Origin of the sequence: Colwellia sp. MB3u-45 (genome assembly GCF_014077005.1) — a bacterium.
GTDB lineage: Bacteria > Pseudomonadota > Gammaproteobacteria > Enterobacterales > Alteromonadaceae > Cognaticolwellia.
In genome coordinates this window covers 105,859-118,885 of the sequence record NZ_JACGVC010000050.1, presented here as the reverse complement: position 1 = coordinate 118,885, position 13,027 = coordinate 105,859, and the positions used below count along the sequence as shown (strand labels likewise).

Genomic DNA, 13,027 nt, shown 5'->3' with positions numbered 1-13,027 from the left:
CAAGCAGCCAAAGTCAGAGACTTAACTGACCCTGTAACAGATTTTGTGAAATACTCACTATAACATTCTTGTTTTAATCGCATTTGCTAAAACACTGAGAATTTCTTCACTGGTATCTAGATTAATACACTTATCGGTAATACTTTGTCCATAAACAAGCGGTTGTTCGGCAACAACTTTTTGATTACCTTCAACTAAAAAGCTTTCAATCATCACGCCAAATATTGACTGATTGCCAGCTTGTATTTGCTCAGCCAGTGACTGTGCTACATCCATTTGTTTATTATGATCTTTATAGCTATTGCCATGACTACAATCGATCATCACTTTTTCTGCTAATGCTGATTTAGTCAATGTTTCGCATGTGGCCTTGATATACTCTTCTTGATAGTTAGGTGTTTTACCGCCGCGTAAAATAACGTGAGCAAAAGGGTTGCCATGGGTCTGATAAATACACATTTGACCACTTTTATTCGGTGAATAAAGTACATGCGGAACACTGGCCGCTTTAATGGCGTCAACTGCAATTTGAATATTGCCATCGGTGCCGTTTTTAAAGCCAACGGGGCAAGAAAGCGCAGAGGCTAATTCTCTATGTACTTGGCTCTCTGTGGTACGTGCGCCAATAGCGCCCCAGCTGATCAAATCGGAAATATATTGGCCGGTAACCATATCTAAAAATTCAGTGCCGGCCGCTAAGCCTAATTTATTAATTTGCAGTAGTAAATTACGTGCTAGGTTTAGTCCTTTGGCGACCTGGAATGATTTATCTAAATCGGGATCGCTGATTAAACCTTTCCAACCTACTGTTGTGCGTGGCTTTTCAAAATACACCCGCATAACAATCAATAATTCATCAGCATATTTTTCTTGCAAGACTTTTAATTTTTTAGCGTAGTCTATTGCCGCATCAGTATCATGAATAGAACAAGGGCCAATAATGACCAGTAAACGTTTATCATCACCTTTGATAATGGCTTCAATATCCTTGCGGCTATTGATAATAAAATTTGCGGTTTCATCGTCAAGTGGGATCTGTTGAGCAAGTTCAGCAGGAGAAACTAAATTGTCAATTAATGTGGTTCTAAATTCATCAGTTTTTATGGTCATGGGCTATCAAATACTTGTTAGCCTGCATATAGCTATGCAGCGCAATAATAATATCGCGCTAACATAACGAAAATAGTTGGTTAAGTGAACCGCTTTCTAAGATTATTATATAACTAAATGCTCTTAAGCTAATATTTATAGCGCTGAAGACCTGTTTCCGACAATATTTTTGCGGTTATTTCTTCAATAGAAAGCTTAGTGGTATTTAGGAACGGAATTTTTTCTTGTTTATATAGTTTTTCAACTTCTCTTACTTCCATGCGACATTGCCGTGCTGAAGAGTATTTAGTATTGGCCATTCTACCATCGCGAATATCGACTAAACGTTCTGCATCTATGGTTAAACCAAAGAGTTTCTTTTTATGCATTTTTAAAAAAGCGGGTATTTTAAGTTCGTCCATATCATCGTCAGTAAATGGATAGTTTGCTGCTTTGATACCGTATTGCAGAGCTAAGTAAAGCGCTGTTGGTGTTTTACCTGAGCGGGAAACACCCACCAGTATTACGTCAGCATGCTCATAGTTAGTGACATTTGAACCGTCATCATTTGCCATAGAATAGTTAACCGCCTCGATGCGATAGTCATAACTATTTTCATGAATACTATGTGTTCTGTGGGCTTTGGGTTTAGCCTTGAGACCAAGCTGTTGTTCAAGTGGCGCAATAAAGTGTTCGAGAAAATTATAAATAATGCCGTCGCAGCCGTCGATAATCTCTCTAATATCTGGATTAACGAAGGTATGAAAAACCAATGGCGGTATGCCAGTTCGCTTTGCCGCTTTATTTATCCGCTTGCAAGCCTCAAGTGCTTTTTCTTTAGTTTCTACAAAAGGAATGGTGTCGTGTTCAAATTCCATTGGAAAAAGTGACAATAATGCATGACCAAAAACTTCAGATGTGATCGCTGTACCGTCAGAAATATAAAAAGCTGCTCGCATAGTTAATCCTATATATTATGCTGTGATGAATAGGGGATAATGCCATCGTCCCGAGTGAAAACTTGCAAATAGTGCTTTAGTTTCAAGGTTAGCAGTGTAAAATGTCTGCAGCGTGAAATAAACCATTTAATGAAACATACTTTGATAAAAGCGTTAAGAAAGCTATTTTTAGGCTATTTTTTGTCTACGGGTTACTAGACTATTTTAAAATTGCTTTCTTAAATTTTATTAATTTGTTGGAGATGTTGTCGTGCAAGAATATGTGCTTTGGTATGAAAATTTAGGCATGAATGATGTAGATCGCGTAGGCGGTAAAAATGCATCATTGGGTGAAATGATTTCTAATCTTTCAAATGTTGGTGTGCAAGTGCCGGGTGGTTTTGCAACGACCTCATTTGCTTTTAATGAATTTCTAGAACAAAGCGGCCTGAACGACAAAATTTATCAGCTGTTAGATGATTTAGATGTTGGTGATATTAATGCCTTAGCTGAGTGTGGTGGTAAAATTCGTCAATGGGTTATTGAGACGCCATTTTTACCTGATATGCAGCAAGACATTGAAAAAGCTTATGCAAAACTTGCCGGTGGCTTTGCCGATGACGCTTCATTTGCTGTACGTTCATCAGCAACCGCTGAAGATATGCCCGACGCTTCTTTTGCCGGCCAACAAGAAACTTTCCTCAATGTTCGCGGTTTAGACGCGGTAATGATCGCGATTAAACACGTATTTGCTTCTCTCTTTAATGACCGTGCTATTTCTTATCGTGTACACCAAGGTTATGACCATCGTGGTGTTGCGCTTTCTGCTGGCATTCAACGTATGGTGCGCAGTGATATTTCTTCTAGTGGTGTCATGTTCTCTATTGATACTGAATCAGGCTTTGAAGATGTAGTATTTATTACGTCAAGCTACGGTTTAGGCGAAATGGTGGTGCAGGGCGCGGTTAACCCTGATGAATTTTATGTTCATAAACCAACATTAGCCAAAGGTAAGCCTGCGGTTGTACGGCGCAATATTGGTAGTAAAGCCATTAAAATGATTTACGCTGATAATCCAGAACACGGTAAACAAGTTGAAATTGTTGATATTGATCAAGCGCAATCAGATACTTTCTCTCTTACAGACCAAGAAGTTGAAGAATTAGCGAAGCAAGCGGTAGTGATTGAAAAACATTATGGCCGTGCTATGGATATTGAATGGGCTAAAGACGGTTTAGACGGTAAGTTGTACATTGTACAAGCGCGACCAGAGACAGTTAAAAGCCGTGAAAATGCTAATGTGATGGAGCAATTTCAATTACAATCTAGCGCCAACATTATTTGTGAAGGTCGCTCAATTGGTCATAAAATAGGCAGTGGTAAAGCTAAAGTTTTATCTTCACTGGCTGAAATGGATAAAATTTTACCGGGTGATGTGTTAGTTACCGATATGACGGATCCAGATTGGGAGCCTATCATGAAACGTGCTTCTGCTATTGTGACTAACCGTGGCGGGAGAACTTGTCATGCCGCAATTATTGCCCGTGAAATGGGTATTCCAGCGGTGGTTGGTTGCGGTGATGCGACCCGTAAAATATCTACAGGTGACGAAGTAACCGTTTCTTGTGCTGAAGGTGATACAGGCTTTATTTATCAAGGTCAATTGGACTTTACCGTTACCACTTCAGAAGTGGATTCAATGCCAGAGTTACCATTGAAAATAATGATGAATGTGGGTAACCCGGATCGTGCTTTTGCCTTTGCTCGTTTGCCACATGCCGGTATTGGTTTGGCGCGTTTAGAATTTATCATTAACAAAATGATTGGTGTTCATCCCAAAGCACTCTTGAACTTTGACGAACAACCAGCAGAACTTCAAGAAGAAATTCGCGAGATTATTGCCGGTTATGACAACCCCGTTGAATTTTACATTGCTAAGCTAACTGAAGGTATTTCTACTTTAGCTGCAGCCTATGCGCCAGAAAAAGTGATTGTGCGTATGTCTGATTTTAAATCAAACGAATATGCAAACTTAGTCGGTGGCGAAGGTTTTGAGCCAGAAGAAGAAAATCCTATGATAGGTTACCGTGGTGCTTCACGCTATATATCGAAAGATTTCAGAGATTGTTTTGCGCTTGAATGTGAGGCGATTAAACGCGTACGTAACGACATGGACATGACCCATGTTGAGATTATGATCCCATTTATTCGCACCCTTGGCGAAGCCGCTGCAGTTATTGATATTCTAGCAGAGCATGGTTTAAAACGTGGTGAAAATGGACTGCGTATTATTATGATGTGTGAATTACCATCGAATGCTTTATTAGCCGATCAATTTTTAGACTACTTTGATGGTTTCTCTATCGGCTCTAATGATTTAACGCAATTAACTTTAGGTTTAGACCGTGACTCTGGTTTAGTGGCTCATTTGTTTGATGAACGAGATCCTGCGATTAAAATTTTGTTAGAAATGGCGATTAACGCCTGTAAGGCACGTGGGAAATATGTCGGTATTTGTGGTCAAGGTCCGTCAGATCATCCTGACTTTGCTGCATGGTTAGTTGAAAAGGGCATTGAAAGTTTATCGCTGAACCCTGACACTGTTTTACCCACCTGGTTATATTTAGCAGAACAGCATAATAAAAATAAATAGCCTTTTATACGGGTACAAACCTGCTACTTGAGGTTGACTTGAGGTTGACTTCAAGTAGCGCGGGTTTACATTACTTTTACATTAAATCAAGCCTAGGTGCTTTTTATCATGACGATGATAAAAAAGTTCTTAGGCTTTTTTTGTTAACTGATCAAATTGACAATATGCCGTGATATAATATTAGCCACATAATATTGTTAATAGACTTTTCACCTATGTTACCTCGCTTAAGTCCTCAAGAGTTAGTTTCTCCTTTATATCAAGAGTTTGCCAAAATCTTGGCGACTAAACATTTTACCGGTGATATAAACTTTCAATATAGCGCACGTTTAGCGCACGCCACCGACAATAGTATTTATCAACAACTGCCACAATTAGTGCTGCACCCACGCTGTAAGCAAGACATTCAAGTGGTGACGCTACTGGGCAGCGAAGCGCAATTTGACGCGATAAAGTTTAGTGCTCGCGGCGGCGGTACGGGTACTAATGGCCAAAGTTTAACGCCGGGTATCGTGCTTGATTTATCAAAATATATGAATAGTATTTTAGAGATAAATGTTGAAGAGAATTGGGTTCGAGTCGAAGCTGGGGTGATTAAAGACCAATTAAATGATTATCTTAAGCCTTATGGTTTTTTCTTTTCTCCTGATTTATCTACTAGCAGTCGAGCCACTATTGGTGGCATGATTAACACAGATGCGTCAGGTCAAGGCTCGTTAGTTTATGGTAAAACCTCTAACCACGTTTTAGCACTTGAAAGCGTATTAGTGAATGGCGAATTTTTAAATACAAAACCCCAAACCATTGCTCAAGCACAGGCACTAGCTCAGCAAGACAGTACTGAAGCAAAACTGATGCAACAAGTACTGAAGTCTTGTGGGGATAATCGCGCATTAATTTTAGAAAAATTTCCTCGTTTGAATCGATTCCTCACCGGCTATGATCTAGAACATGTTTTTAATGATGACTTATCGATAGTAGATTTAAGCCGAATTATTACTGGCTCTGAAGGCTCGTTAGCCTTTGTTTGTGAAGCCAAACTCAATCTAACACCGATAGCTAAAGCTAAAACGCTGATTAACATTAAATATGACAGTTTTGACTCGGCGTTGCGTCATTCACCGAGACTAGTGCAAGCTAAAGCGACGTCAGTTGAAACCATTGACAGTAAAGTATTGAACTTAGCTAAACAAGATATTGTTTGGCAACTGGTTAGTGATATGTTGCAAGATGTTGATGGCGCCGTAATGGACGGCATCAACATGGTTGAATATAACGGCGAGAGTGTTGAAGGTCTTGCCGAGCAAGTTAGCGCCTTATGCGTGGAGCTTGATAAAGATATCGCCAACAAAACCGGTGTTATTGGTTATCAAGTTACCTCAGATCTAGCCAGTATTGGCAAGTTATATGGCATGCGTAAAAAAGCGGTTGGTTTATTAGGTAATACCAAAGGGAGTCAAAAGCCGTTAGCATTTGCTGAAGACACCGCCGTACCGCCAGAAAATTTAGCTGACTATATAGTTGAGTTTAGACAGTTACTCGATAGCCATGGTTTGCATTATGGTATGTTTGGTCATGTTGATGCCGGTGTTTTACATGTTCGACCTGCATTGGATATGTGCGATCCAGAGCAAGAGCTTTTACTGAGAGAAATTTCAGATCAGGTGGTGGCATTAACCGCTAAATATGGTGGTTTAATGTGGGGCGAGCATGGTAAAGGTTATCGCAGTGAATATGGCCCTGAATTTTTTGGTGAGACTTTATTTACCGAATTAAGAAAGATCAAAGCCGCTTTTGATCCGTTAAATAAAATGAATCCGGGTAAAATTTGTACGCCTTATCATTCCACTGACAAGCTAGTTTCTGTTGATGACAAAAAACGTGGTTTTTATGACCGACAAATACCTGTGACGGTAAAAGACTCCTTCAGTTCTGCGCTTGACTGTAATGGTAATGGCTTGTGCTTTAACTATGATGTAGACAGCCCTATGTGTCCTTCAAGCAAGGTAACACGAGATCGCAGGCATTCGCCCAAAGGCAGAGCTGGCTTAATGCGTGAGTGGTTGCGCTTAGTCGAATCTAAAGGTGTTGATGTGCTGGCGTTGGAGCAAAACATACAACATTGGTCAGTAAAAAGATTATTAGACAAGGTGAGAAATCGTTTCAATAGCCAGTTTAAAACTGTTGAAAACGATGATTTTTCCCATGAAGTGATGGAAGCCATGCAAGGGTGTTTAGCATGTAAAGCTTGCGCGAGTCAGTGTCCTATTAAAGTTGATGTACCTGATTTTAGGGCTAGATTTATTAACCTTTATCACTCGCGATATTTTAGACCGTTAAAAGATCACTTAGTGGCGAATGTAGAATTAATGACGCCAGTCATGGCTAAAGCTCCAAAAATAGTCAATAGTGTTTTGGCGTCTAATATTTACGATAAATTCTCGCAAGTGACTATCGGCTATGTTGACACGCCTTTATTGTCGACACCGACATTAGCGCAAAGAGTCACTAAGCATAAATTTACTGCCTTTGATTTATCAGCACTTAAAAGCTTGTCTGCGGATAAACGTGCGAAGTCATTGTTAATTGTTCAAGACCCATTTACCTCGTTTTATGATGCAAAAGTGGTTGAAGACTTTATGTTGTTGGTGAAAAAGCTTGGTTTTGAACCTATATTATTACCCTTTAAGCCCAATGGTAAGCCACAACACGTAAAAGGTTTTTTAGCTAAGTTTGCCAAAACGGCTAAATCAACGGCAGAATTTTTAAATCAAATTCATCAACTCGACATACCTATGGTGGGTTTAGACGCCTCACTAGCCTTATGTTTTAGGGACGAATATAATCAGGTATTAGGTAATAAACGTGGCGATTTTGAGGTTAAATTAGCACATGAATGGCTAATAGCGATTATTGCATCACAAAGTAGCAGGGTGATTGAACAAGCGTTTAAGAGCGAAAATTCTGTAGACTATAAGCTCTTTGCTCATTGCACGGAAAAAACCGCATTAGCGGGTAGTGAAGGGCAGTGGCAGCATATATTCCAACACTTTGGTTTGTCGTTATCCAGTGTGTCAGTGGGCTGTTGTGGTATGGCTGGGACCTATGGTCATGAAAAAGTTAATTTAGATAACTCGAAAGCACTGTATCAAATGAGTTGGCATAATAAAGTAGCCGATTTGGCGACTGAGCAAATATTGGTTACTGGCTATTCATGTCGTAGTCAAATAAAGCGCTTAGATAACAAGGTAACCTTGCATCCAGTGCAGGCTTTATTAAACGTTTTATAGCCTATTGTTAGCATCAACACTTAACCAGATTGGCTAAGTGTTGATAAAATCAACTGAAATATCGCCATGCTTTCTATTCATGTGATCATGGCATAACTTACTGTCTATAAAATAAAAGCACCTCTCGGTGTTTTTATTTTATAGACTAATTGTATGCTGATAGCTCAATACTGAAAGCGAATAGCTTATTGGTGTTAAAGCTAGTTCGTCCCGTTAGCTATAATATTACGTGCCATTTCATCAGCAATTAAACCCGTTGGCATCTTATTAGCCTCCGCAGTTTCAAAAACAGTCATCAAGGTGTTGTAAATATTTTCCACTAACTTTGTTGCACTGTCAGCACAATAGGGTTCTGGATAAATTTCTAAAGCAACATTAATAATACCACCGGCATTGATAACATAATCAGGGGCATACAAAATCCCTTTTTCTGTCAGCATTTGATCATGGCGAGACTCGGCTAATTGATTATTAGCACAACCGGCCACTATTGTGGCTTTTAATTGCGCTATACTATCATCGTTAATTGAGGCACCTAATGCACATGGCGAGTATACATCAACATCTTGGCTATAAATCTCGTCTAAACCAACAACAGTAGCATCTAGCTCTGCAACGGCTTTATCGAGCGCAAGCTGATTAATATCAGTAACAATTAACTCAGCGCCAGCGGCATGCAATTTCTCACAAAGTGAATAACCTACACTTCCTAAGCCTTGCACTGCAACTTTAATACCGGTTAAATCATCTTTACCTAACTTAAATTTAACCGCTGCTTTGATACCTAAAAATGTACCTAATGCGGTAAATGGCGCGGGATTACCACTTTTACCTTCAAGACCAGAAACAAAATCGGTACTTTGGTTAACAATCGCCATGTCGGCGGTAGTGATATTAATGTCTTCAGCGGTATAGTAACGGCCATTTAAATTATTAACCGCTTGGCCATAGGCTTTAAACAAGGCGGTTGATTTCAGTGTTTTGGCGTCACCAATGATAACGCCTTTGCCACCGCCTAGTTTTAAACCGGCCATGGCATTTTTATAAGTCATGCCTTTAGATAAACGTAATACATCTTTAAGTGCGGCTTCATCACTGGCATAATCCCAAAAACGACAACCGCCAGCTGCTGGCCCCAAGGCTGTGCTATGAACGGCTATAATGGCTTTTAGCCCAGATGCTTCGTCACTACAATAAACAACTTGTTCATGGTTATCAAAATCTACTAAATCAAAAACGGCCACTATCGAAATCTCCATTGATCTTAAAAATAGTTCAAGTATTAATTTTACTTCAACTAGGGTTGTAATAATTCGCTGCGCACAATATCATTTAGATAAATGCTTCGCTAGTGAAGCTATAAATAAATTTGAACTTTGCTGTGAATTAATCCATACAAACTTCCCGTTATTAACATATTAACTTATTAATAAAAAGACCCTAAACATGACAGACAAATTAGCCATGACTCAAGAACAACAACAAGCTTGGATTCGAGAGCAGTATTTAAAAGCAACTAAATACCTTGCAGAGAAAGGCTTAGTAACCGAGAGTGTTGCCGACACTGAAAGTCGTTATTTGATCCCTTTAATGGCGGTATGGAAAATTAACTTGTTAGATAAAACCAAGGTGTGGGTGATCAGTGGCGATTTACCGACTGACCATTTAGTGTTGGAACAAAACGAGCCGGCTCGTAACGTATTACGCCACTTTACTTTTAAATGGCAAATACAGGCTGATAGTCTTTTAAAAAGTGACGTTGAGGAACAAGTCGAGTATGCCAAGCTGCTAATCAATAAAGCGGAAGGTCTGTATCAGCTTCATGCTAAAGACGAGTTATGGGTTGAGCAATAGACTGACATTGCAACGGTTTGCTACTTTAAGCGCCAACGATGAAGATGGCTTGATTTTCAAAGACTGCAATAAAAAAACTGAAATAAAAAGCGCAGATTATTCTGCGCTTGGCGTTATCTTCTAAGCTTAGCTTCTAGTCGATAAGCTTAAAATTTAAATTCAGCGCCTGCATAATAAAATGCGCCATTAAATCCAAAAGGTGCTGAGCGACGTGAATAAGTAAATACACCTGGGCTACTGACCACAATATTGCCACTTGCATCTTCTATTGTGCCTGAGCGTGAGTTACCTATGGTATTTTTATCTGGGTAAACATCAAACAAATTATTACTGCCAATATTAAATGACAAGTCATCAGTGACCTGATAGTTGATGCGTAAATCAGTTAATACTTCAGCGCCATAGGTTTGACTACCGCCATCGGTCACTGTGTATTCACCATAACGGTTAAAGGACAAATTGATACTGACATTATCGATAGTATATAAACTACTTAAGCTAATACGATCTTGTGGTTGCCACTCTTCAATAATAGAAATAGCTTGTTCTGAAAAAACATCACTTGGGTTTACCCCTCCTAGCGCACTGTTTTGTGGCGTATAGATACTGACTACATCAGTCTCAGTAAAGTTAGCGGCTGCGGTTAAGTTAAAGTCACCACCTAAGAGCTCAGTATTCCAAGTAGCAATGATATCAATACCTTTGGTTTCAGTGTCAGCACCATTAAGGAAAAACTGTCCAGCACCCGCGCCAGAGGCAATTAATGCCGCATCTAGAGCCGGAGATAAACCTTGACCTAATGAATTACTCAGCACAATTCGATCATCAATATTAATTGAATACCAATCTAGGGTTAGGTTAATTTCATCACTAAGATTAATCACAGTACCTAAACTAAAATTGGTTGCTTCTTCTTCTTTTAACTCAGGAATACCGATCGCTTTGGCGAGGTTTGAGTCATTACGAAAAGTACCCACCTGTACGGCAATTTGATCGCCGCCGGGGTTGTTCGGATCGTTTTGAAATTGGGTACTAATATTATCGGTATAAAGTTGCTGCATTGACGGAGCTCGGAAACCCGTACTCATCGCACCACGAATGGCGATAGTCTCAGTTATTGACCAATTTGCGGCTAATTTAAAATTAGTACTGTCACCAAAACCTTGGTAATCATCATAACGGGCTGCAGCACTGACAATTAAGTCTTCTGTTACTTCAGTTTCAACATCGACATAAAAAGAAATGACATCACGCGTTTCATCTACCGCTTGCATCGGTGCTGTGCCACCAAAGCCTTGCGTACCCGCAGAACGGTCATCTGCGTATAAGCTGTTGCCTTTATCATCAGTATCATAATCACGATAGGAATATTCATCCCCCGCCGTGACTATAAATTGATCTGTTCTAATTTCTGCCCCCATGGCTAATGAAAAAAACTCATAGTCTTGGGTATAGTCAAGGTTTAAGGTTTGCAGCGATAACTCTAACCCGTATGCTGAAGCTTCGCGCGGAATAGAAGATCGAATTTCATCCGCCGTTAAACTTGAGCTATAGCGTAATGAATTAGCATAAGAAGAGTTAATGGTATCACTGGTGACATAATCAATATTGTTCTGGCCATAGGTATAAGAAAAATCTAAAGATGAGCCATCAGAAAACCCTGTTTGGTAACCCATATTATAAGAGAAATCTTTTATTTCCGTATTGATTTTAGGTAAAAAGCCGCTAGGAATGGTCGCATCGCCATCTTGCAGTAAGGCATTACCGCCGGTATTGTTGTTGTGGCGAAAAAATGCGGCGGATTCATTATCGCGATTTGAGTAAGTAATGAAGCCGTATAATTCACCATTACCTAATTCATAACCGGTATTAATGGTTAAACCAAACTGGCTAGAGTCTGCATCACCAATTCTAAAAGTGGACCTGCTAGCTGTCGCTTCTCTTGGGTCACCTAATAATAAATGACCATTAGGTAAGTCGGTGCATCCGGAGAATTGACATGAACCATGTAAACCTGCGCGGTTAGTAAGACCACGATCTCTAAAGTTTAGGGTAGTATTTAAGTAACCATTGTCTCCTAAGTTAAACCCCTTAGTAAGGTCTACATTGGTTGTTTCACCATCACCTTCTGAGTATTCACCATAAGATACTGCAACTTTACCGCCTTCACTAGCATCGTTAAGGACAATATTAATAACGCCCGCGATAGCGTCAGAGCCATATTGAGCGGCTGCACCATCTCGCAATACTTCAATGCGCTTAATAGATGCCGCAGGGATAGCATTCATATCTGTTCCTGCTGTGCCGCGACCAACAGAGGTATTGATATGAATCAAACTGGCTTGGTGACGACGACGACCATTAATCAATACTAAGGTTTGATCTGGTCCTAGGCCTCTTAGTGTTGCTGGACGTAATGCATCGCTACCATCACTGATGGAAGAGCTAGAAAAGTTAAATGATGGTGCAATAGCTTGAAGCATACGACCCACTTCTGTTTGGCCAGTATTGGCTAATGCTTCTGCAGATAAAATATCGACCGGTACCGGTAATTCTTCGGCAGAGCGGCCAGCGACTCGGCTACCAATAATCGCTATTTTCTCTATTTCACTTTCTTGGACTTGAGTAGTTTCTTGTGCAAGCGCTGTTTGACTTGCTGCCCCGAGTAAAAGGGGAATTAGCGCGGCGTGCATGTTTTTATTTTTCATTGTTATCTCTCTTTTTATGTGAATCAACTTGAATGCTCAGATGACCAGAGTTATTAACAACAGCAGTTAAACCTGAGCCACTTAGTGATTTTTTAGGCCAAAGTTAATCCGATAATAACCTTTTAATGCATTTGCTTGATGTTGCTTGGTCAAATGTAATTAGGGCTTTGTCAGCGCGTTTTTTATTAATATAAAAACGAATAAAATCCTCAACATTAGTGTAGTTTGTTGTTAATAACATCGCTAGGATGATATTTGTTAACAAGGGATAACTAACCCAGGTTATATTCAGACGCAATTGCTTTCGCCCAGTGTGCAATATGAATAAACAGCTAGGCAGGGGAAGTCCTCTAATTTATTTGTAATGTTTATTAAGTGCATTGAAATATTTTTCGCCCACTGTCTCGGTGAAAGGACGAACTTTATCTTTAGCCACATCAAACCCAGCTTCGCCTCGAACTAGGGTAAGTCAACGCTATTTTGGGTTATATTCAA

At 39.8% G+C, this 13,027-nt stretch carries 6 protein-coding genes and 1 pseudogene; 3 read left to right on the top strand and 4 right to left on the bottom strand.

Features of this window, described 5'->3' with window-relative positions; translation table 11 throughout:
* Nucleotides 1-57: 57 nt before the first annotated feature.
* Both H4J41_RS14025 and H4J41_RS14020 read right to left on the bottom strand, forming a co-directional pair.
* Nucleotides 58-1,110, bottom strand: coding sequence for a 3-deoxy-7-phosphoheptulonate synthase (locus H4J41_RS14025; protein WP_182136806.1), 1,053 nt, complete (start codon nt 1,108-1,110; stop codon nt 58-60).
* Nucleotides 1,111-1,238: 128 nt separating this feature from the next.
* Nucleotides 1,239-2,048 (bottom strand): pyruvate, water dikinase regulatory protein, encoded by an 810-nt coding sequence (locus tag H4J41_RS14020; RefSeq protein ID WP_182136805.1) that lies wholly within the window; start codon nt 2,046-2,048, stop codon nt 1,239-1,241.
* A 250-nt stretch (nt 2,049-2,298) separates the two neighbouring features.
* Between H4J41_RS14020 and ppsA the strand changes: the two genes are divergently transcribed.
* Both ppsA and H4J41_RS14010 read left to right on the top strand, forming a co-directional pair.
* Nucleotides 2,299-4,680 carry a phosphoenolpyruvate synthase gene (ppsA, locus tag H4J41_RS14015; RefSeq protein ID WP_182136804.1) on the top strand — a complete coding sequence of 794 codons (2,382 nt, stop codon included), beginning with the start codon at nt 2,299-2,301 and terminating at the stop codon, nt 4,678-4,680.
* A 215-nt stretch (nt 4,681-4,895) separates the two neighbouring features.
* The gene (locus H4J41_RS14010) at nt 4,896-7,970 is read left to right on the top strand and encodes an FAD-binding and (Fe-S)-binding domain-containing protein (RefSeq protein WP_182136803.1); all 3,075 of its coding nucleotides are present in this window, start codon (nt 4,896-4,898) and stop codon (nt 7,968-7,970) included.
* A gap of 200 nt (nt 7,971-8,170) precedes the next feature.
* Here H4J41_RS14010 and H4J41_RS14005 read toward each other — a convergent pair whose 3' ends face one another.
* Nucleotides 8,171-9,214, bottom strand: a complete 1,044-nt coding sequence (locus H4J41_RS14005; protein WP_310649808.1) for an amino acid dehydrogenase — start codon at nt 9,212-9,214, stop codon at nt 8,171-8,173.
* 202 nt (nt 9,215-9,416) lie between these two features.
* On the opposite strand from H4J41_RS14005, the gene H4J41_RS14000 reads away from it, so the two are divergent.
* The gene (locus H4J41_RS14000) at nt 9,417-9,824 is read left to right on the top strand and encodes a DUF4826 family protein (protein WP_220460848.1); all 408 of its coding nucleotides are present in this window, start codon (nt 9,417-9,419) and stop codon (nt 9,822-9,824) included.
* A 146-nt stretch (nt 9,825-9,970) separates the two neighbouring features.
* Here the strand turns inward: H4J41_RS14000 and H4J41_RS13995 are convergent.
* Nucleotides 9,971-12,887 (bottom strand): annotated as a pseudogene (locus H4J41_RS13995) (TonB-dependent receptor plug domain-containing protein).
* Nucleotides 12,888-13,027: the final 140 nt, after the last annotated feature.

Coding starts and splice junctions, on each gene's coding strand:
- H4J41_RS14025 (WP_182136806.1), bottom strand. CDS start 1,110: ATGACCATAAAAACTGATGAATTTAGAACCACATTAATTGACAATTTA.
- H4J41_RS14020 (WP_182136805.1), bottom strand. CDS start 2,048: ATGCGAGCAGCTTTTTATATTTCTGACGGTACAGCGATCACATCTGAA.
- H4J41_RS14010 (WP_182136803.1), top strand. CDS start 4,896: ATGTTACCTCGCTTAAGTCCTCAAGAGTTAGTTTCTCCTTTATATCAA.
- H4J41_RS14000 (WP_220460848.1), top strand. CDS start 9,417: ATGACAGACAAATTAGCCATGACTCAAGAACAACAACAAGCTTGGATT.